The organism is Metapseudomonas cellulosilytica, assembly GCF_049334135.1.
In the GTDB taxonomy this organism is placed as follows: domain Bacteria; phylum Pseudomonadota; class Gammaproteobacteria; order Pseudomonadales; family Pseudomonadaceae; genus Metapseudomonas.
Genome location: NZ_JBHZGN010000013.1, coordinates 73,454 through 92,870 on the forward strand (window position 1 = coordinate 73,454; position 19,417 = coordinate 92,870).

The 19,417-nt window shown below is 67.0% G+C and carries 18 protein-coding genes; 7 read left to right on the forward strand and 11 right to left on the reverse strand.

The features are described 5' to 3' along the window. Positions 1 to 3 precede the first annotated feature (3 nt). From ACFW0H_RS17605 to def, 5 genes are all read right to left on the reverse strand, one after another. Entirely contained in the window at positions 4 to 1,518 is a 1,515-nt protein-coding gene (locus tag ACFW0H_RS17605) for a TrkH family potassium uptake protein (protein ID WP_422915152.1), read from the reverse strand. A gap of 130 nt (positions 1,519 to 1,648) precedes the next feature. Continuing rightward, entirely contained in the window at positions 1,649 to 3,022 is a 1,374-nt protein-coding gene (gene trkA, locus ACFW0H_RS17610) for a Trk system potassium transporter TrkA (protein WP_422915153.1), read from the reverse strand. 11 nt (positions 3,023 to 3,033) lie between these two features. Then, the gene (gene rsmB / locus ACFW0H_RS17615; protein WP_422915154.1) at positions 3,034 to 4,347 is read right to left on the reverse strand and encodes a 16S rRNA (cytosine(967)-C(5))-methyltransferase RsmB; all 1,314 of its coding nucleotides are present in this window, start codon (positions 4,345 to 4,347) and stop codon (positions 3,034 to 3,036) included. Next, positions 4,344 to 5,288, reverse strand: coding sequence for a methionyl-tRNA formyltransferase (fmt, locus tag ACFW0H_RS17620; protein ID WP_422915155.1), 945 nt, complete (start codon positions 5,286 to 5,288; stop codon positions 4,344 to 4,346). The genes rsmB and fmt overlap by 4 nt, the downstream gene beginning before the upstream one ends. 54 nt (positions 5,289 to 5,342) lie before the next feature. Then, positions 5,343 to 5,849, reverse strand: a complete 507-nt coding sequence (gene def, locus ACFW0H_RS17625) for a peptide deformylase (RefSeq protein WP_422915156.1) — start codon at positions 5,847 to 5,849, stop codon at positions 5,343 to 5,345. A 141-nt stretch (positions 5,850 to 5,990) separates the two neighbouring features. Between def and ACFW0H_RS17630 the strand changes: the two genes are divergently transcribed. The 3 genes from ACFW0H_RS17630 to ACFW0H_RS17640 all read left to right on the forward strand — a co-directional run bounded on the left by ACFW0H_RS17630 (position 5,991) and on the right by ACFW0H_RS17640 (position 8,791). Beyond that, positions 5,991 to 7,016: a LysM peptidoglycan-binding domain-containing protein gene (locus ACFW0H_RS17630; protein WP_422915157.1), complete on the forward strand. Its 1,026-nt coding sequence runs from the start codon at positions 5,991 to 5,993 to the stop codon at positions 7,014 to 7,016. A gap of 84 nt (positions 7,017 to 7,100) precedes the next feature. Further along, a complete protein-coding gene (dprA, locus tag ACFW0H_RS17635) occupies positions 7,101 to 8,195 on the forward strand; it encodes a DNA-processing protein DprA (RefSeq protein ID WP_422915158.1) in 1,095 nt (364 codons plus the stop codon). 41 nt (positions 8,196 to 8,236) lie between these two features. Continuing rightward, complete coding sequence (locus ACFW0H_RS17640; RefSeq protein ID WP_422915159.1) at positions 8,237 to 8,791, forward strand: L-threonylcarbamoyladenylate synthase; 555 nt, start codon at positions 8,237 to 8,239, stop codon at positions 8,789 to 8,791. On the opposite strand, the gene ACFW0H_RS17645 is transcribed toward ACFW0H_RS17640, so the two are convergent. Continuing rightward, a complete protein-coding gene (locus ACFW0H_RS17645) occupies positions 8,781 to 9,758 on the reverse strand; it encodes an NADPH:quinone reductase (protein ID WP_422915160.1) in 978 nt (325 codons plus the stop codon). The genes ACFW0H_RS17640 and ACFW0H_RS17645 overlap by 11 nt on opposite strands. A 136-nt stretch (positions 9,759 to 9,894) precedes the next feature. Between ACFW0H_RS17645 and hemF the strand changes: the two genes are divergently transcribed. Together hemF and aroE are read left to right on the forward strand one after the other, a co-directional pair. Continuing rightward, positions 9,895 to 10,815, forward strand: coding sequence for an oxygen-dependent coproporphyrinogen oxidase (hemF, locus tag ACFW0H_RS17650; protein WP_422915161.1), 921 nt, complete (start codon positions 9,895 to 9,897; stop codon positions 10,813 to 10,815). Further along, entirely contained in the window at positions 10,815 to 11,639 is an 825-nt protein-coding gene (gene aroE / locus ACFW0H_RS17655; protein WP_422915162.1) for a shikimate dehydrogenase, read from the forward strand. The genes hemF and aroE overlap by 1 nt, the downstream gene beginning before the upstream one ends. Positions 11,640 to 11,680: 41 nt before the next feature. Here aroE and ACFW0H_RS17660 read toward each other — a convergent pair whose 3' ends face one another. The 3 genes from ACFW0H_RS17660 to betC all read right to left on the reverse strand — a co-directional run bounded on the left by ACFW0H_RS17660 (position 11,681) and on the right by betC (position 15,834). Beyond that, entirely contained in the window at positions 11,681 to 13,240 is a 1,560-nt protein-coding gene (locus tag ACFW0H_RS17660; protein ID WP_422915163.1) for a SulP family inorganic anion transporter, read from the reverse strand. Positions 13,241 to 13,377: 137 nt separating this feature from the next. Next, complete coding sequence (gene choX / locus ACFW0H_RS17665) at positions 13,378 to 14,304, reverse strand: choline ABC transporter substrate-binding protein (RefSeq protein WP_422915164.1); 927 nt, start codon at positions 14,302 to 14,304, stop codon at positions 13,378 to 13,380. A 24-nt stretch (positions 14,305 to 14,328) separates the two neighbouring features. Beyond that, positions 14,329 to 15,834: a choline-sulfatase gene (betC, locus tag ACFW0H_RS17670; RefSeq protein WP_422915165.1), complete on the reverse strand. Its 1,506-nt coding sequence runs from the start codon at positions 15,832 to 15,834 to the stop codon at positions 14,329 to 14,331. A 111-nt stretch (positions 15,835 to 15,945) separates the two neighbouring features. Between betC and ACFW0H_RS17675 the strand changes: the two genes are divergently transcribed. Then, on the forward strand, positions 15,946 to 16,899 hold the full coding sequence (locus ACFW0H_RS17675) for a choline sulfate utilization transcriptional regulator (RefSeq protein ID WP_422915166.1): 954 nt from the start codon (positions 15,946 to 15,948) through the stop codon (positions 16,897 to 16,899). Next, a complete protein-coding gene (locus ACFW0H_RS17680; protein WP_422915167.1) occupies positions 16,896 to 17,264 on the forward strand; it encodes a DOPA 4,5-dioxygenase family protein in 369 nt (122 codons plus the stop codon). Before ACFW0H_RS17675 ends, ACFW0H_RS17680 begins: the two co-directional genes overlap by 4 nt. 78 nt (positions 17,265 to 17,342) lie before the next feature. On the opposite strand, the gene trpA is transcribed toward ACFW0H_RS17680, so the two are convergent. Together trpA and trpB are read right to left on the reverse strand one after the other, a co-directional pair. Then, positions 17,343 to 18,152, reverse strand: coding sequence for a tryptophan synthase subunit alpha (gene trpA / locus ACFW0H_RS17685; RefSeq protein ID WP_422915168.1), 810 nt, complete (start codon positions 18,150 to 18,152; stop codon positions 17,343 to 17,345). Further along, positions 18,149 to 19,357 (reverse strand): tryptophan synthase subunit beta, encoded by a 1,209-nt coding sequence (gene trpB / locus ACFW0H_RS17690; protein ID WP_422915169.1) that lies wholly within the window; start codon positions 19,355 to 19,357, stop codon positions 18,149 to 18,151. Before trpB ends, trpA begins: the two co-directional genes overlap by 4 nt. Between the last annotated feature and the right edge of the window lie 60 nt (positions 19,358 to 19,417).

The window sequence follows — 19,417 nt, forward strand, 5'->3', positions numbered from 1 at the left end:
CAGCTAGAAGCGCCAGAAGGCCGGGCTGAGGAGGATCAACAGGGAAAACACTTCCAGCCGGCCAAGCACCATGGCCAGGCTCAGCACCAGCTTGGCACCGTCGGGCAGGTTGGCATAGTGCAGGGCCGCCTCGCCCAGGGCGGGACCCAGGTTGTTCATGCAGGAGGCCAGCACCGAAAACGCGGTCAGCTGGTCGAGGCCCAGGGCGAGCAGGATCAGCAGGAGCGCAACGAAGGTCATCAGGTAGATGGAACAGAAACCCCAAACCGACTCCACCACCCGGTCCGGGACGTGTCGGCGGCCCAGCTTGACGCTGAACACGCCATTGGGGTGCAGAAGCCTCTGGAACTCGCGAAGCCCCTGGCGAAACACCAGCAGGATGCGCATCACCTTCATGCCGCCGCCGGTGGATCCGGCGCAGGCGCCGATGAAGGTGGTGTAGAGCAGCAGGTAGGGGAGCAGCGTCGGCCAGCTGCTGAAGTCGGCCAGGCCGAAGCCCGTGGTGGTGGCGATGGACACCACCATGAAGGCGGCGTAGCGCAGCGATTGGGCCGGCGTCTCATAGTACTGGTGGAGGATCAGAGTAACCGCGCAGACGAGGAACACCGCGCTCAGCAGAAGCAGGTAGCTGCGGCATTCGGCGTCACGCAGGTAGTGGCTCAGGCTGCGCCGACGCCAGGCGAGGAAATGCAGGCCGAAATTGATCCCGGAGATGACCAGGAAAAACATGCAGATCAGCTCGATCAGCGGGCTGTCGAAGTAGCCGATGCTGGCGTCATGGGTGGAGAAGCCGCCGATGGCGATGGTCGAGAAGCTGTGACCGATGGCGTCGAACAGGCTCATGCCGGCGACCCAGTACGCCAGGGCGCAAGCCAGGGTCAGCCCGCAGTAGAGCAACCAGAGGGTCTTGGCGGTTTCGGCGATGCGCGGCGAGAGTTTCTGCTCCTTCAGCGGGCCGGGCATTTCCGCGCGGTACAGCTGCATGCCGCCGATGCCGAGCATCGGCATGATGGCCACCGCCAGCACGATGATGCCCATGCCGCCGAACCATTGCAGCTGCTGGCGGTAGTAGAGGACTGCGCGGGGCAACTGGTCGAGTCCGGTGAGCACGGTGGCGCCGGTGGTGCTGATGCCGGAGACGGATTCGAACAGGGCATCCACCGGCGTCATGCTCGGGGTGTCGATGAGCAGGAAGGGGATGCTGCCGAAGCTGCCGAGCACGATCCAGAACAGCGCGGTGATCAGGTAACCATCGCGAATCTGCAGCTCCTCACGGGCGCCGCGCACCGGCAGCCACGCCAGCAGGCCGCAGGCCAGGGTGATCAGCAGGGCGAGGAGGAATCCGCGCCAGGCGCCCTCGGCGTAGTAGAGGTCGATCAGCAGCGGCGGCAACTGGGTGCAGCTGAACAGCATCAGCAGCACGCCGAGGATGCGCAGGATCGCGGCGCGACGGCTGGCGCGGGACGGCGCCGGCGTTGGCCTGAGACGGGTCGTGTGGTGGGAGCGGAGGCTGGACATGGCGCGGCTGGGTTCGGCGATGCAGAGGGGCCGAACCCTAACCCCGGGGCCCAGGAAGTGGCGTTAGGCCTGGGCCGAAATGGCTTGGGAATCATCTGCAAGCCATGTCGGCATCCGGCTAAGGTGGAGCTCAGAAGAAGGTCAGGCCAACCTGGAACAGGCGCTCGGCATCGCGGATGTACTTCTTGTCCACGAGGAACAGGATCACGTGGTCGCCGGACTCGATCACGGTGTCGTCGTGGGCGATCAGCACTTCCTCGTCACGGATGATGGCGCCGATGGTGGTGCCCGGCGGCAGGGCGATCTCCTCGATCATCTTGCCCACCACCTTGCTCGACTTGGCGTCGCCGTGGGCGATGGCTTCGATGGCCTCGGCCGCGCCGCGGCGCAGGGAGTGCACGCTGACGATGTCGCCACGGCGCACGTGGGTCAGCAGGGTGCCGATGGTGGCCAGCTGCGGACTGATCGCGATATCGATGTCGCCGCCCTGCACCAGGTCCACGTAGGCCGGGTTGTTGATGATGGTCATCACCTTGCGCGCGCCCAGGCGCTTGGCCAGCAGCGAGGACATGATGTTGGCCTCGTCGTCGTTGGTCAGGGCGAGGAAGATGTCCGCGTCGTTGATGTTCTCTTCCACCAGCAGGTCGCGGTCGGAGGCGCTGCCCTGGAGCACGATGGTGCTGTCCAGGACTTCCGAGAGGTGCCGGCAGCGCGCCGGATTCATCTCGATGATCTTCACCTGGTAGCGGCTTTCGATGGCCTCGGCCAGGCGCTCGCCGATATGGCCGCCGCCGGCGATCACCACGCGCTTGTAGTTGTCTTCCAGGCGGCGCAGCTCGCTCATCACTGCGCGGATATGGGCCTTGGCGGCGATGAAGAAGACTTCGTCGTCGGCCTCGATCACGGTGTCGCCCTTGGGCAGGATCGGCCGGTTGCGGCGGAAGATGGCCGCCACGCGGGTATCCACGTTGGGCATGTGCTCGCGGATCTGGCGCAGCTCCTGGCCCACCAGCGGCCCGCCGTAGTAGGCCTTGACCCCCACCAGCTGCGCCTTGCCCTCGGCGAAGTCGATCACCTGCAGGGCGCCGGGGTATTCGATCAGGCGCTTGATGTAATTGGTCACCACCTGTTCCGGGCTGATCAGCACGTCCACCGGAATCGCTTCGTTGTCGAACAGGCCGGCACGGGTCAGGTAGGCCGCTTCGCGCACCCGGGCGATCTTGGTGGGGGTGTGGAAGAAGGTGTAGGCCACCTGGCAGGCGACCATGTTCACCTCGTCGCTGTTGGTCACCGCCACCAGCATGTCGGCATCGTCGGCACCGGCCTGGCGCAACACCGTGGGGAAGGAGCCGCGGCCCTGCACGGTACGGATGTCGAGGCGGTCGCCGAGGTCGCGCAGGCGGTCGCCGTCGGTGTCGACCACGGTGATGTCGTTGGCCTCGCCCGAAAGGTGTTCGGCAAGCGTGCCGCCCACCTGGCCCGCGCCAAGAATGATGATCTTCACTGCTAGCTCCGTTAGCCGCGCCCTGAAGCGGCGATCTTGATCAGCTTGGCATAGTAGAACCCGTCATGGCCGTTGTCCTGCGCCAGCAACTGACGGCCATGGGGTCGCTTCAATCCGTAGGGGCCGGGGATGTCCAGCTCGCGGGCACCAGGGGTTCGGGCGAGGAAGGCGGCGATGTTGTCGCTGTTTTCCCGGGGCAGGGTCGAGCAGGTGGCGTAGAGCAGCACGCCGCCCACTTCCAGGGTCGGCCAGAGGGCGTCCAGCAACTCGCCCTGGAGCTGCGCCAGGGCGGCGATGTCTTCTTCCTTGCGGGTCAGCTTGATGTCCGGGTGGCGGCGGATCACGCCGGTGGCCGAACAGGGCGCGTCCAGCAGGATGCGCTGAAACGGCTTGCCGTCCCACCAGCCGGCGGTGTCGCGGCCATCGGCAGCGATCAGCCGGGCGCTGAGGCCGAGGCGCTCGAGGTTCTCGCGTACGCGCACCAGGCGGCTTTCTTCCAGGTCGACTGCCACTACTTCGGAGAGGCCGGGTTCGGCCTCGAGGACGTGGCAGGTCTTGCCGCCGGGCGCGCAGCAGGCGTCCAGGACACGCTGGCCGGGCGCCAGTTCCAGCAGGTCGGCGGCCAATTGTGCGGCTTCGTCCTGCACGCTGACGCGGCCTTCGGCGAAGCCCGGCAGGGTCTTCACATCGCGAGCCTCGGCCAGGCGTATGCCGTCGCGGCTGAAGGCACAGGGCTCGGCGGCGATTCCGGCCTGCACCAGTTCGGCCAGGTAGGCGTCGCGGCTGCCATGGCGGCGATTGACCCGCAGGATCAGCGGCGGATGGGCGTTGTTCGCCGCGCAGACCGCCTCCCAGTGCTCCGGCCAGGCAGCCTTCAGGGCCTTCTGCAGCCAGCGCGGGTGGGCGGTGCGTGCTGCCGGGTCGCGTTCCAGCTCGGCGAAGATCGCCTCGCCCTGGCGCTGGGCGTTGCGCAGCACGGCGTTGAGCAGGCCCTTGGCCCAGGGCTTCTTCAGCTTGTCTGAGCAGCCGACGGTTTCGCCGATGGCGGCATGGGCGGGAATACGGGTGTAGAAGAGCTGGTAGAGGCCCACCAGCAGCAGGGCTTCCACGTCCTTGTCGGCTGCCTTGAAAGGCTTCTGCAGCAGGCGCTCGGCCAGGGCGGCGAGGCGCGGCTGCCAACGGGCGGCGCCGAAGGCGAGGTCCTGGGCCAGGGCGCGGTCGCGAGGCTCCACCTTGTCCAGCACCGGCGGCAGGCTGCTGCCCAGGGATGCCTTGCCGGAGAGGACCGCGGCCAGGGCGCGGGCGGCGGCGAGACGCGGGTTCATGCGCCCAGCACCTTGCCCACGGCGAACTGCTCGCGACGGCTGTTGTAGAGATCGGCGAAGTTCAGCGGCTTGCCACCGGGCAGTTGCAGGCGGGTGAGCAGCAGGGCGCCTTCGCCGCAAGCCACGATGAGGCCGTCCTTGCTGGCGGCGAGGATCTGCCCGGGCTGGCCCTTGCCTTCGCCGAGGTCAGCGGCCAGGACCTTCAACGGCTCGCCATCGAGGCTGCTGTGGCAGATCGGCCAGGGGTTGAACGCGCGCACCAGGCGCTCCAGCTCGACGGCCGGGCGGCTCCAGTCCAGGCGTGCCTCTTCCTTGTTCAGCTTGTGGGCGTAGTTGGCCAGGGCGTCGTCCTGGACTTCACCCTCCAGGGTGCCGGCAGCCAGGCCGTCGATGGCCTGCAGCACGGCCTGCGGGCCCAGCTGGGCCAGGCGATCGTGCAGGCTGCCGCCGGTGTCGGCGGCCGAGATCGGAGTCGTGACCTTGAGCAGCATCGGCCCGGTGTCCAGGCCGGCTTCCATCTGCATCACCGTGACGCCACTTTCCGCATCGCCGGCCTGTACCGCGCGCTGGATCGGCGCCGCACCACGCCAGCGTGGCAGCAGCGAGGCGTGACTGTTGATGCAGCCGAGGCGCGGGGTGTCCAGCACCACCTGGGGCAGGATCAGGCCGTAGGCGACCACCACCATGAGGTCGGCATCCAGGGCCTTGAGCTCGGCCTGGGCGGTTGCGTCGCGCAGGGTCGGCGGCTGCAGCACCGGAATGCCGTGCTCCACCGCCAGCTGCTTGACCGGGCTGGGCATCAGCTTCTGGCCACGGCCGGCGGGACGGTCGGGTTGGGTATAGACGGCGACGATCTGGTGGCGGGAGCCCAGCAGGGCTTTGAGGTGCTCGGCGGCGAACTCCGGGGTGCCGGCGAAGACGAGGCGCAGTGGCTCAGTCATGGGTACTCGCTAAAGAAAAAGGCTTGCCGGGGCAAGCCTTTGGGATCGGGGGAATCACGCCTGGAGGCGGTGCTGCTTTTCCAGCTTCTTCTTGATGCGGTCGCGCTTCAAGGACGACAGGTAGTCGACGAAGAGCTTGCCGTTGAGGTGGTCGCACTCGTGCTGGATGCACACGGCGAGCAGGCCTTCGGCGATCAGCTCATAGGGCTGGCCATCGCGGTCCAGGGCCTTGATCTTCACCTTCTGCGGGCGGTCGACGTTCTCGTAGAAACCCGGTACCGAGAGGCAGCCTTCCTGGTACTGGTCCATCTGCTCGGTCAGGGATTCGAACTCCGGGTTGATGAAGACCCGCGGTTCGGACTTGTCTTCCGACAGGTCCATCACCACCACGCGCTTGTGCACGTTCACCTGGGTGGCGGCCAGGCCGATACCCGGAGCGGCGTACATGGTTTCGAACATGTCGTCGATCAGCGTGCGGATGGAGTCGTCCACCACCGCCACCGGTTTGGCGATGGTGCGCAGGCGCGGATCGGGGAATTCGAGAATGTTCAGAATCGCCATATGCGTTTGTGATGCACTTGTGGAATAAGTTGAAAATCCGCTGCTAAGATGGTGCGCAGCATCGAAAAACGGCTGCAGAGCCCGGTTGGGGCGGCTCTCAGGGCGTTTCATGTGAATGAACATAATAAAGGGATTCACCGCATGAGGAAATCACTACTCGCCCTGCTGCTCCTGGCCGCCAGTGGCCTGACCCAGGCTGCGGTGGAACTCAAGGAAGGGCATCCGGAGCGCTATACCGTGGTCCGGGGCGACACGCTCTGGGACATCTCCGGCAAATTCCTCCGCCAGCCCTGGAAATGGCCGGAAATCTGGCACGCCAACCCGCAGATCGATAACCCGCACCTGATCTACCCGGGCGATGTGCTCAGCCTGGTCTACGTCGACGGCCAGCCACGCCTGATGCTCAATCGCGGTGCATCCCGCGGCACCATCAAGCTCTCGCCACAGGTGCGCAGCACGCCGATGGCCGAAGCCATCCCGACCATCCCGCTGGAAGCCATCAACGCCTTCCTGCTGACCAACCGCATCATTGACGATCCCAAGGAATTCGAGGCTGCGCCCTATATCGTCGCCGGCAATGCCGAGCGTGTTGTCAGCGGTGCCGGAGACCGCGTCTATGCGCGCGGCAACTTCTCCCACGAACAGCCTGTCTACGGCATCTTCCGCCAGGGCAAGACCTACCTCGATCCGGATACCCAGGAGTTCCTCGGCATCAACGCCGACGACATCGGTGGCGGCGAGATGGTGGCCGACGAAGGTGATATCGGCACCCTGCAACTGACTCGCTCCACCCAGGAAGTGCGCCTGGGCGATCGCCTGTTTCCCACCGAGGAACGCGCGATCAATTCCACCTTCATGCCCAGCGCGCCGGAGCGCGATGTCAGCGGCATCATCCTGGACGTGCCGCGTGGCGTGACCCAGATCGGCCAGTTCGACGTGGTCACCATCAACAAGGGCCGGCGCGACGGCCTGGTGGAAGGCAACGTGCTGGCGGTCTACAAGACCGGCGAAACCGTGCGTGACCGCGTGACCGACGAATTCATCAAGATCCCGGACGAGCGCGCCGGCTTGCTGATGGTGTTCCGTACCTACGACAAGCTCAGCTACGGCCTGATCCTTGCCGCCACCCGCCAGCTCTCGGTGATGGACAAGGTACACAACCCGTAACACCTCCAAGCCCCCGCTCTGCGGGGGCTTGTTGTATTGGTGGCGGTTCTGCCGCATCGGCGGCGCGATCAAGGACCGATCGACATGCCATCAATCTCCCCCGCCGAGCTGGAGGCTCGCCTGCGTCTGCACCGCCTCCCCGAACTCGGCTCCGCCCGCTTCCGCCGTCTGATCCAGGCTTTTGGCAGCGCCTCCGCCGCCCTCAGTGCGCCCGCTTCCGCCTGGCGCTCCCTGGGCTTGCCGGAAGCCTCCGCCGACCCGCGGCGCAGCCCGGAAATCCGTGATGCCGCCGCCCACGCCCTCGCCTGGCTGGAAATGCCCGGCCACCGGCTGCTGTGTTGGGACGATCCCGCCTACCCCGCGCTGCTCGGCGAGCTGGCCAACGCGCCGCCGCTGCTTTTCGTCGCCGGCGATGCCGCGTTGCTGGAGCGCCCGCAACTGGCGATGGTGGGCAGCCGGCGCGCCTCGGCGGCCGGGCTGGACACCGCCCGCTCCTTCGCCCGCAGCCTGGCCGGCGGCGGCTTCGTCATCACCAGCGGCCTGGCCCTGGGCATTGACGGTGCCGCCCATCTCGGCGCGCTGGAGTCCGGTGGCGCCACCGTGGCGGTGCTCGGTACCGGCCTCGAACGGGTCTATCCGAACCGCCATCGCGGCCTGTTCGCGCGAATCGTCGCCGAAGGCGGTGCGCTGGTGTCCGAACTGCCGTTGGACTGTCCGCCCCACCCGGCCAACTTCCCCCGGCGCAACCGCATCATCAGCGGCCTGTCCCTTGGCGTGCTAGTGGTGGAGGCCAGCCCTTCCAGCGGTTCGCTGATCACCGCCCGCCTCGCTGTCGAACAGGGCCGCGAGGTCTACGCCATTCCCGGCTCCATCCACCATCCCGGTGCCCGCGGCTGCCACCAACTGATCCGCGAGGGCGCGACCCTGGTGGAGACGGTGGAAGACATCCTCGAAGCTCTCCGCGGGTGGCAGGCCGTGGTTCCCGATTCAGAGGCCGAGGTCGCGGTGCAGGTGGACCATCCGCTGCTCGAGTTGCTGCGTGCGGCGCCCTACAGCAGCGAGGCGCTGGCCCTCGCCTGTGGCTGGGAGTTGCCACGCCTGCTCGCCGAACTCACCGATCTCGAACTGCAGGGCCACATAGCCCGCGAGGCGGGTTGCTGGGTGCATCGCCGAGGTTGAGCCTTGTACACTTTGCCGATCAGGACATGCGGGAGCGGGTGATGGTCAGCAGTTGGCGAGTGCAGCAAGTGGCGCGGGTTGTGCGTGAGGGCGGGGTGATCGCGTATCCCACCGAGGCGGTCTGGGGGCTGGGCTGCGATCCCTGGAACGAGGATGCGGTGTATCGCCTGCTGGCCCTCAAGGAGCGTCCGGTGGAGAAGGGGCTGATCCTGGTGGCCGACAACATCCGCCAGTTCGACTTCCTCCTCGAAGGCCTGCCGGACGCCTGGATCGACCAGCTCGCCAGCTCCTGGCCGGGCCCCAACACCTGGCTGGTGCCGCACCAGGACCTGCTGCCGGAGTGGATCACCGGCCGGCACGACAGCGTTGCCCTGCGGGTCAGCGACCACCCCCTGGTGCGCGACCTCTGCGCCCTCGTGGGCCCGCTGGTGTCCACCTCCGCCAACCCTACCGGCCGCCCCGCCGCCTACTCGCGCCTGCGCGTGCAGCAGTACTTCGGCGACACGCTCGACGCGGTGCTGGGCGGCGCCCTCGGCGGGCGCCGTAACCCCAGCGTGATCCGCGACCTGGTCAGCGGACGGGTGCTCAGGGGATAAGCACGGTCGAACCGGTGGTCTGGCGCGCCGACAGGGCGCTGTGGGCCTTGGCGGCATCGGCCAGGGCGAAGCGCTGATTGATCTCCACCTTGATGCGGCCATCGGCGATCAGCGCGAACAGCTCGTCCGCCATGGTCTGCAGGCGTTCCGGCGTACTTGCATAGCCGAACAGGGTCGGCCGGGTGACGTAGAGCGACCCCTTCTGCGCCAGGATCCCCAGGTTGACCCCGGTCACCGGGCCCGAGGCATTGCCGAAGCTCACCAGCAGGCCGCGCGGCGCCACGCAATCCAGGGAGGTTTCCCAGGTGTCCTTGCCTACCGAGTCGTAGACCACCGGGCATTTGCTGCCATCGGTGAGTTCCAGCACCCGCTGCGCCACATTCTCATGGCTGTAGTCGATGGTCGCCCAGGCGCCATTGGCCTTGGCCAGCGCGGCCTTTTCGGCAGAGCTGACGGTACCGATCAGCTTCACCCCGAGGGCGCGGGCCCACTGGCAGGCGATCAGGCCCACACCGCCGGCGGCGGCATGGAAGAGGATGGTTTCACCGCCCGCGAGCGGGAAGGTCTGGCGCAGCAGGTACTGCACCGTCAGGCCCTTGAGCATCACCGCCGCGGCCTGTTCGAAGCTGATGCTGACGGGCAGGCGCACCAGCTTGTCCGCCGGCAGCACGTGCAGCTCACTGTAGGCGCCCAGCGGCCCGGTGGCGTAGGCGACGCGATCGCCCACCTTGAACTGGGTCACGGCGCTACCCACCGCCTCCACCTCGCCCGCTCCTTCGGTGCCAAGGCTGGTGGGAAAGTTCGGTGCCGGATAGAGGCCGCTGCGGTAATAGGTATCGATGAAGTTCAGGCCGATGGCGCGGTTGCGCACCCGCACTTCCTGCGGCCCCGGATCCGCCGGTTGGTAGTCCGCGTACTCGAGGACCTCCGGACCGCCGTAGGCGGAGAACTGGATGCGTTTGGCCATGCTTGCAACCTCCTGGTCGGAAAAGCTCCCATCCAACGCCTCGCCTTGACTCCCGTCAAGCCACCAGCCGCCTTTGGCGGTGGTATGCTTGCCTGCTCATTTTTCCGCCACCCCACCCGCTTCCAAGGTTGACCACGTGACTGACCGTATCGAGGCCGTGAAGGCCTACCTGCTCGATCTGCAAGACCGCATCTGCACCGTCCTGGCGGCCGAGGACGGCAAGGCCGACTTCTTCGAAGACGCCTGGACCCGCCCTGCCGGCGGCGGCGGCCGCACCCGGGTGATCGAGAACGGTGCGCTGATCGAAAAGGGTGGCGTGAACTTCTCCCACGTCTTCGGCGCCAACCTGCCGCCGTCAGCCAGCGCCCATCGCCCTGAACTGGCCGGGCGCGGCTTCCAGGCCCTCGGCGTGTCCCTGGTGATCCACCCGGAGAATCCCCATGTACCCACCTCCCACGCCAACGTGCGTTTCTTCTGTGCCGAGAAGGAAGGTGAGGAGCCGGTCTGGTGGTTCGGCGGTGGCTTCGACCTGACCCCTTACTACGCCGTGGAAGAAGACTGCGTGCACTGGCACAGGGTGGCCCGAGACGCCTGCACGCCCTTCGGCGCGGATGTCTACCCGCGCTACAAGGAATGGTGCGACCGCTACTTCCACCTCAAGCACCGCAATGAGCCGCGTGGCATCGGCGGCCTGTTCTTCGACGACCTGAACCAGTGGGACTTCGATACCAGCTTCGCCTTCATGCGCGCCATTGGTGACGCCTACCTGGAGGCCTACCTGCCGATCCTGAAGAAGCGCAAGGACACCCCTTTCACCGAGCAGCAGCGCGAGTTCCAGGCCTTCCGCCGTGGCCGCTACGTCGAGTTCAACCTGGTGTTCGACCGTGGCACCCTGTTCGGTCTGCAGTCGGGCGGGCGTACCGAGTCCATCCTCATGTCCCTGCCGCCGCAGGTGCGCTGGGGCTATGACTGGAAGCCTGCGCCGGGCAGCGAAGAGGCGCGCCTCACCGAGTACTTCCTCAAGGACCGAGACTGGTTGAAAGAGGCGGGCCTCTGATGGACAGCTACTGCGTATTCGGCAACCCCATCGGCCACAGCAAGTCGCCGCTGATCCATCGCCTGTTCGCCGAACAGACCGGCCAACCGCTCACCTACGAGGCGATGCTGGCGCCCCTGGATGACTTCAGCGGTTGTGCCCGGCAGTTCTTCGCCACCGGTCGTGGCGGCAACGTCACCGTGCCCTTCAAGGAGCAGGCCTACCAGCTGGCCGATAGCCTGAGCGCCCGCGCGCAGCGCGCCGGCGCGGTGAACACCCTGAAGAAGCTGGATGACGGCAGCCTGCTCGGCGACAACACCGATGGCGCCGGCCTGGTCCGCGATCTCACCCGCAATGCCGGGCTGTCCCTGGCCGGCAAACGCATCCTGCTGCTGGGCGCCGGTGGCGCCGCGCGGGGCGTGATCGAGCCATTGCTGGCGGAACGGCCGGCGGCCCTGGTGATCGCCAACCGCACCGTGGAGAAGGCCGAGGCCCTGGCCCAGCTCTTCGCTGACCTCGGGCCGGTGTCCGCCGCCGGCTTCGACTGGCTGGAAGAGCCGGTGGACCTGATCATCAACGGCACCTCGGCCAGCCTCGCCGGCGACCTGCCGGCCATCTCGCCGAGCCTGATCAAGCCGGGCCACACGGTCTGCTACGACATGATGTATGGCAAGGACCTGACCGCCTTCAACCGCTGGGCCGCCGAGCAGGGCGCCGCGCGCACCCTCGACGGCCTGGGCATGCTGGTGGAGCAGGCCGCCGAAGCCTTCCTGCTCTGGCGCGGCGTGCTGCCCGATAGCGCGCCGGTATTGGCCGAACTGCGTCGCCAGCTGGCGCAGGGCTAGTCTGCGGCGCAACTCGGTGGGCTTCGCCTTTGTAGGATGGGTCACCCCTCGATCAACAGGCCACTGCCCTCGCCCTCCAGCTTGCGCAGCTCCTGCTCCACTTGCGGGCGGGCACGGCGCAGCACCAGGCTGCGCCCTTCCTCACCCAGGCGCCGGGCCTCCTCGTGGAGCATGCTCACCCCGGCGTAGTCGATGAAGTTCACATGGTGGGCGTCCAGCACCAGGCGATCGGCGCGGCTGCGTTGTATCAGCTTCTGCAGGTAGGGGCAGGCGCCGAAGAAGATCGAACCCTCGATGCGCAGTACCTCGGTGTCCCCTTCCCTGCCTTGCAGCACACGGGGCTGGGAGGTGCGCTTGAGGTAGAAGAACAGCGATGCCAGCACCCCGGCGTAGATGGCCGTCTGCAGTTCCAGCAGCAAGGTCGCGGCGCAGGTCAGTGCCATCACGGCGAACTCCGCCCGGCTCACACGCCAGAGCTGGCGCACGGCACCGCCGTCCAGCAGCCCCCAGCAGATCAGCAGGATGCTCGCCGCCATGGCCGGCAGCGGGATGTGGGCGATCAGCCGCGCCCCCAACAGGGCGAAGAGCGCCACCCAGAGCGCCGAGAACACCCCGGCCAGGGGGGACTGGGCACCGGCCTGCAGATTCAGCGCGGAGCGGGTGAAGGAGCCTGCCGAGAGGTAGCCGGAGAACCATGCGCCGATCAGGTTGGACAGGCCCTGGCCACGGGTTTCCTGGTTGGCGTCCAGCACCTGTCGCGACTGACCGGCCAGGGCACGGGCGATGGACAGGCTGGTGACCAGCCCGAGCAGGCCACACGCCACTGCGGACGGTAGCAGGCGCAGCAGGTCCTCGGCATCGAAGCGGATCGAGGCCAGCGGTGGCAGGCTGCCGCTGAAGGGCTGCACGAGGGCGACGCCGGCAAAGCTGCCTGGCAGCGCCAGCACCAGCAGGCTGCCGCCGATGATCCCTATCAGCAGCGCCGGCAGACGCGGCCACAGGCTGCGCACCAGAATCGACAGGCCCAGGGTCAAGGCCGCTACCAGCAACGAAGGCCAGTGCACCTCGCGGGCGTGATCGGCCAGCGCCAGGGCGCTCTGCCAGGCAGTGGCGCGCCCTTCCAGGTTCGACAGGCCCAACAGATTGGGCACCTGGCCGAGGGCGATCACCAGCGCGGCACCCAGGGTGAAACCGAGCACCACGGACTGCGACACGAAGTTGGCCAGGGAGCCGAAGCGCAATGCCCCGATCAGCCACTGGAAGGCGCCGGCGAGAAAGGTCAGCAGCAGTACCAGGCCGATGTAGTCCTGACTGCCTGGCAATGCCAGCGGGCTGACGCTGGCGAAGAGCACCACCGAAATGGCCGCCGTCGGCCCGCAGATCAGGTGCTGCGACGAACCCCAGAGGCAGGCGACTATCACCGGCACCACCGCCGCATAGAGCCCGTACTCCGCCGGCAGTCCGGCGATCAGCGCGTAGGCGATGGACTGCGGCAGCGCGAGGATGGCCCCGGTCAGCCCTACCAGGGCGTCCTGGCCGAGGCTGCGCGGGCGGGCAGAAGGCAGCCAGGTGAGGAAGGGGAACAGGGTGGCGAGTTTCACGTTGGGCGAGGCTCTTGTAGGGGCGAATTCATTCGCCAAGCAGGCCGAAGGTCTGCCGTTCGGGAGCGGCAAGGGGCAGCTGCTCTGCCCTTGGCGAATGAATTCGCCCCTACAGGCAGGGTCCGCCCCCACCGGGTTCAGAGCTTCGCCTGCACCGCCGCTACGGCATTGCCGCCATCGCGTGTGGTCACGCCCTGCAACCAGCCTTCGATCGCCGTGGGATTGGCCTTGAGCCAGGCCTTCACCGCCGTGTCGTTGTTGGTATTGCCATTGAGCACCTGGTTCATGATCGAGTTCTCCATCTCCTGGGTGAACTGCAGGTTAGTCAGCAGCTTGCCGACGTTCGGGCACTGCGCGGCGTAGCCCTTGCGCGCCAGGGTGTTCACGCTACCGCTCTCGCCGAAATACTTCTCGCCACCCTTGAGGTAGGTCATGTCGTACTGCACGTTCATCGGGTGCGGCGTCCAGCCGAGGAACACCACGAACTGCTCGCGCTTCACCGCCCTGCCCACCTGCACCAGCATCGCCTGCTCGCTGGACTCCACCAGCGTCCAGTCGCCCAGGCCGAATTCGTCCTTGGCGATCATCTGGCGGATCGACTCGTTGGCCGGTGAGCCGGAGGCGATGCCATAGAGCTTCCTGTCGAACTTGTCGGCGAACCTGTCCAGGTCGGCGAAGGTCTTCACGCCCGCGTCATGGACGTAGCGCGGCACCGCCAGGGTGTACTCGGTGCCGCTGAGGTTTTGCGCCACCTTGTCGACGCTGCCGGCGGCGACGAACTTGTCGTAGTTGCTCTGCTGGGCCGGCATCCAGTTGCCGAGGAAAGCGTCGATCTGCCCCTTGTGCAGGCCGGCAAAGATGATGGGCACCGCCAGGGTCGGGGCTTCGGTGCGGTAGCCCAGCCCATCCAGGAGGAAGCGTGCCACGCCGTTGGTCACGGCAATGTCGCTCCAGCCCGGATCCCCCAATTTCACTGTCGCGCAACTGGCGTCCTCCGCCTGGGCGTTGAACGCCAAGCCGGTCAGCAGCACGCCGCCGGCAAGCACTGCATTGATCGTCTTCATGCCTTGGTTCCTCGCAAGAGTGGGTCAGGGTTGGGGAAAGCGCGCGCGGCGTTCCAGGTCGTCCAGGTCGATGTGATTGCGCATGTACTGCTGGCTGGCGTCGACGAAGGGTTGGTGGTCCCAGCTCTTCAGCCTGCCGTGGGTCAGGGCCTCGGCGACGAACCGGCGGCGGCGCTGGCTGGCCAGGGTGGCCTGGTGGATGGCGGGGATGTCCCAGCGCGTCCGGGCTTCGGCCAGGAAAGTCTCCAGCAGGGCCTGGTGGTCGCGGGAAGCGGCGAGGTTCTCCAGCTCCTGCGGGTCGTTGGTGAGGTCGAACAGCAGGCAGGGGTCCTGTTCCGAATAGATGAACTTGTACGGCCCCCGACGGATCATCATCAGCGGGCTGGTGGTGCCCTCGGCCATGTACTCGCCCAGCACCTCGTCATGGCCGTCTTCGCCCCTGATGTGCGGCAACAGGGAGCGGCCGTCCAGTGGCAGGCCTGGCTCCAGCGTGCCGCCGGCCAGTTCCACCAGGGTGGGCAGCAGGTCGACGGTGGACACCGACCGGCTCACCCGCCTTGCCTGGAAGCGGCCGGGGGCGTGGACCAGCAGCGGAACCCGCGCGGCCATCTCGAACCAGTGCATCTTGTACCAGAGGCCGCGCTCGCCAAGCATATCGCCATGGTCGCCGGAGAACACGATGATGGTGTCCTGGTCCAGGCCGCAGTCGGCCAGGGTCTTGCGCAGGCGGCCGACCTGTTCGTCGACGTAGCTGCAGGCGCCGTAGTAGGCACGTCGGGCATCGCGAACCTTGTGCTCGGGCAGCGGCTTGCCCCAGAGGTCGATGACCTTGAGCAGGCGCTGGGAATGCGGGTCCTGCTCCCCGTCGGTGAAGTGCACGCGGGGCAGCTCGATCTGCTCCTCACGGTACAGGTCCCAGTATTCCTCGGGGATGGTGTATGGGTCATGCGGGTGGGTCAGTGACACCGTCAGGCAGAAGGGTTGATCGGCGTGTTCGCGCACGTGGTCGTAGAGGTACTGGCGCGCCTTGAACACCACCTCCTCGTCGAAATCCAGTTGGTTGGTGCGCACGCAGGGCCCGGCCTGCAGCACCGAGGACATGTTGTGGTACCAACTCGGGCGCACATCCGGCTCGTCCCAGTTCACCGCCCAGCCATAGTCGGCCGGGTAGATGTCGCTGGTCAGGCGCTCCTCGTAACCGTGCAACTGGTCCGGGCCGCAGAAGTGCATCTTGCCTGACAGCGCCGTGCGGTAGCCCAGGCGGCGCAGGTGGTGGGCGTAGGTGGGCACATCGGCCGGGAAGTCGGCAGCGTTGTCGTAGGCACCGATCTTCGAGGGCAACTGGCCGCTCACCAGGGTGAAGCGCGAGGGTGCGCAGAGCGGGCTGTTGCAGTAGGCCGAATCGAAGACCACACCCTCGGCGGCGAGCCGCGACAGGTTCGGCACCTTGATCGGCGAGGACGCGTAGAAGGGCAGCAGCGGCGCGGCCATCTGGTCGGCCATGATGAAGAGGATATTGGGGCGTTTCATCGTTCGCTTATCCATACTGTCGAATTATGCGAAAGTGCTGAGAACGATGATTGCGCCGGACAATCTCCCGGTAAACCGCACGGCGGGACATGACTCGGATAAGCAAACGTTATGGCAGAACTACAAGCTGAACTCTCCCTGGACCTGCTGCGGGTCTTCGAATCCGCTGCCCGTCACCTGAGCTTCACCGCCGCGGCGGTGGAGCTTGGCACCACCCAGCCGGCGGTGAGCCAGCAGATCCAGCGCCTGGAAAAGCAGCTGGCGACCCGCCTGTTCGACCGTGTCTACCGTGGCATCGAGCTGACCGACGCCGGCCGCCTGCTGTTCCTGCATGTCCAGGAGGGGCTGCAGGCCATCAGCGCCGGGCTCGAGGCCATTGGCTCGCGGCCGCAGCACGAGGTGCTGCAGGTGGCCACCGACTTCGCCTTCGCCGCCTACTGGCTGATGCCGCGCCTGCATCGCTTCCACGAAGCGAACCCGGAGATCGACGTCAGCATCGTCACCAGCGATCGCACCATGAACATGCTGCGTTCGGAGGTGGACATCGCCATCGCCTTCGGCGACGGCCGCTTCAAGCATGGCGAGGCCATGCTGCTGTTCCGTGAGGAAGTCTTCCCCATCTGCAGCCCGCGCCTGCTGGCCGGGCGCGCCTGGCCGCTGCCGGTGGCGGCCCTGGCGGAACTGCCGCTGCTGCATCTGAAGCCCGAGGTGCGCACCCGCTGGTTCGACTGGAACGCGCTGTTCCGCGAACTGGGCATCGTCCAGCCGCCAGGTTCGGGCATGTTGCGTTTCGACAACTACACCCTGCTGATCCAGGCCGCCATCGCCGGCCAGGGCGTGGCCATCGGCTGGCGCTACCTGGTGGACGAACTGCTCGACCAGGGCCTGCTGGTGCCCCTGCTGGACACTCGCATCAGTTCGGATTTCGGTTATTACCTGGTGCAGCCCGAGCGCAAGCGCCGCGCGCGGCTGATGAAATGCTTCGTCGACTGGTTGCAGCAGGAACTGGGCGACGAGGCCCGCCAGGCCCCGCTCATCAAGCATCGGGAAGGAATCGCCATATGACCCAGACGCCCACCCCTCGGATCAAGGGCTACCACGCCCACGTCTACTTCGACGCCACCAGCATCGACCAGGCCCGCGCCCTCTGCGAAGAGGCCGCCCGCCGCTTTACGCTGAAGATGGGGCGCGTCCACGAAAGGCCCGTCGGCCCACACCCCGACTGGAGCTGCCAGCTTGCCTTCAAGCCCGAGCTGTTCGGTGAGGTGATCCCCTGGCTGGCGCTGAACCGCAACGGCCTCACCGTGCTGGTGCACCCCATCACCGGCAGCGACCTGCGCGATCACCGCGATTACCCCATGTGGATGGGCGCGATGCGGCCGCTGGACCTGAGCGATCTGGAAGATGGCGCGATCGAGTACGACCTGTAGCGCCGGAATCGGTGGGTTGAAGCCCACCCTACAAGGTTGATCCTCGCCGTAGGGTGGGCTTCATTCCGGGCCGATACGTCAGGCGCGGGCGCCGCGGACGCCTTCGGCGAGGGTCTTGCAGAGGCTGAGGACGCCGTTCACGGCCTGTTCCGGGGATTCGGCCTTGGCGATCTGGTCCACCAGGGCGGAGCCCACCACCACGCCGTCGGCCAGTCGGGCGACGTTAGCGGCGTGTTCGGCGGTGCGGATGCCGAAGCCGATGCACACCGGCAGCTGGGTGTGGCGACGCAGGCGGGTGACGGCTTCCTGCACGTGTTCCAGGGTGGCGGAGCCGGCGCCGGTGACGCCGGCCACCGAGACGTAGTAGACGAAGCCGGAGCTGCCTTCGAGCACGGTGGGCAGGCGGTTGTCGTCGGTGGTCGGGGTGGTCAGGCGGATGAAGTCGATGCCGGCGGCCTGGGCCGGGTGGCAGAGGTCTTCGTTATGTTCCGGCGGCAGGTCGACCACGATCAGACCGTCCACGCCGGCTTCCTTGGCATCGCTGATGAAGCGGTCGACGCCGTAGTAGTGGATGGGGTTGAAGTAGCCCATCAGCACCAGCGGAGTGGCCTGGTTGCCGGCGCGGAATTCGCGAACCATCTGCAGGGTCTTGGCCAGGTTCTGCTTGCCGGCCAGGGCGCGGATGTTTGCCAGCTGGATGGAGGGGCCGTCAGCCATCGGGTCGGTAAAGGGCATGCCCAGTTCGATGACGTCGGCGCCGGCCTCCGGCAGGCCCTTGAGGATGGCCAGGGAGGCGTCGTAGTCCGGGTCGCCGGCGGTGACGAAGGTCACCAGGGCGGCGCGGTTCTGTTCTTTCAGCTCGGCAAAGCGGGTCTGCAAGCGGCTCATGCCTTCTGCTCCTGTTGCATGTGATGCATCACGGTCTGCATGTCCTTGTCGCCACGGCCGGAGAGGTTGACGACCATGATGTGGTCCTTCGGCAGGTTCGGCGCACGCTTGAACACTTCGGCCAGGGCGTGGGAGCTCTCCAGGGCCGGGATGATGCCTTCCAGGCGGCAGCAGGTGTGGAAGGCGGCCAGGGCTTCGTCATCGGTGATCGAGGTGTACTCGACGCGGCCGATATCGTGCAGCCAGGCGTGTTCCGGGCCGATGCCCGGGTAGTCCAGGCCGGCGGAAATGGAGTGGGCGTCGATGATCTGGCCGTCCTCGTCCTGCAGCAGGAAGGTGCGGTTGCCGTGCAGCACGCCCGGTACGCCGCCGTTCAGGCTGGCGGCGTGCTTGCCGGTCTCGATGCCGTGGCCGGCGGCCTCGACGCCGACGATCTTGACGCTGTCGTCATCGAGGAAGGGGTGGAACAGGCCCATGGCGTTGGAGCCGCCGCCGATGCAGGCGACCAGGCTGTCGGGCAGGCGGCCTTCCTGTTCGGCGAGCTGCTCACGGGTTTCCTTGCCGATCACGGCCTGGAAGTCGCGGACCATGGCCGGATAGGGGTGCGGGCCGGCGACGGTGCCGATCAGGTAGAAGGTGGTGTCGACGTTGGTCACCCAGTCGCGCAGGGCTTCGTTCATCGCGTCCTTCAGGGTGCCGGTACCGGCGGTGACCGGGATCACCTCGGCGCCCAGCAGCTTCATGCGGAAGACGTTGGCCTGCTGGCGGTCGATGTCGGTGGTGCCCATGTAGATCACGCACTGCAGGCCGAAGCGGGCGGCCACGGTGGCGGTCGCCACGCCGTGCATGCCGGCGCCGGTCTCGGCGATGATGCGCTTCTTGCCCATGCGGCGGGCCAGGAGGATCTGGCCGATGCAGTTGTTGATCTTGTGCGCGCCGGTGTGGTTCAGCTCTTCGCGCTTCAAGTAGATCTTCGCGCCGCCGCAGTGCTCGGTCAGGCGCTCGGCGAAATACAGCGGGCTCGGGCGGCCGACGTAGTCGCGCTGGAAGTAGGCCAGCTCCTTCTGGAATTCCGGATCATCCTTGGCCTTCTCGTATTCGCGGGCCAGGTCGTGGATCAGCGGCATCAGGGTCTCGGCGACGTACTGGCCGCCGAAGGCACCGAACAGGCCCTTGGCGTCGGGGCCGTTGCGCAGTGAAGTCATGGTGGAACTCCTGGGAGTGGTATCCGATGGGGGCCATTCTACCGCTGGCCGGGCGCCGGA

Coding starts and splice junctions, on each gene's coding strand:
- ACFW0H_RS17605 (WP_422915152.1), bottom strand. CDS start 1,518: ATGTCCAGCCTCCGCTCCCACCACACGACCCGTCTCAGGCCAACGCCG.
- rsmB (WP_422915154.1), bottom strand. CDS start 4,347: ATGAACCCGCGTCTCGCCGCCGCCCGCGCCCTGGCCGCGGTCCTCTCC.
- fmt (WP_422915155.1), bottom strand. CDS start 5,288: ATGACTGAGCCACTGCGCCTCGTCTTCGCCGGCACCCCGGAGTTCGCC.
- def (WP_422915156.1), bottom strand. CDS start 5,849: ATGGCGATTCTGAACATTCTCGAATTCCCCGATCCGCGCCTGCGCACC.
- ACFW0H_RS17630 (WP_422915157.1), top strand. CDS start 5,991: ATGAGGAAATCACTACTCGCCCTGCTGCTCCTGGCCGCCAGTGGCCTG.
- dprA (WP_422915158.1), top strand. CDS start 7,101: ATGCCATCAATCTCCCCCGCCGAGCTGGAGGCTCGCCTGCGTCTGCAC.
- ACFW0H_RS17640 (WP_422915159.1), top strand. CDS start 8,237: ATGGTCAGCAGTTGGCGAGTGCAGCAAGTGGCGCGGGTTGTGCGTGAG.
- ACFW0H_RS17645 (WP_422915160.1), bottom strand. CDS start 9,758: ATGGCCAAACGCATCCAGTTCTCCGCCTACGGCGGTCCGGAGGTCCTC.
- aroE (WP_422915162.1), top strand. CDS start 10,815: ATGGACAGCTACTGCGTATTCGGCAACCCCATCGGCCACAGCAAGTCG.
- choX (WP_422915164.1), bottom strand. CDS start 14,304: ATGAAGACGATCAATGCAGTGCTTGCCGGCGGCGTGCTGCTGACCGGC.
- betC (WP_422915165.1), bottom strand. CDS start 15,834: ATGAAACGCCCCAATATCCTCTTCATCATGGCCGACCAGATGGCCGCG.
- ACFW0H_RS17675 (WP_422915166.1), top strand. CDS start 15,946: ATGGCAGAACTACAAGCTGAACTCTCCCTGGACCTGCTGCGGGTCTTC.
- ACFW0H_RS17680 (WP_422915167.1), top strand. CDS start 16,896: ATGACCCAGACGCCCACCCCTCGGATCAAGGGCTACCACGCCCACGTC.
- trpA (WP_422915168.1), bottom strand. CDS start 18,152: ATGAGCCGCTTGCAGACCCGCTTTGCCGAGCTGAAAGAACAGAACCGC.
- trpB (WP_422915169.1), bottom strand. CDS start 19,357: ATGACTTCACTGCGCAACGGCCCCGACGCCAAGGGCCTGTTCGGTGCC.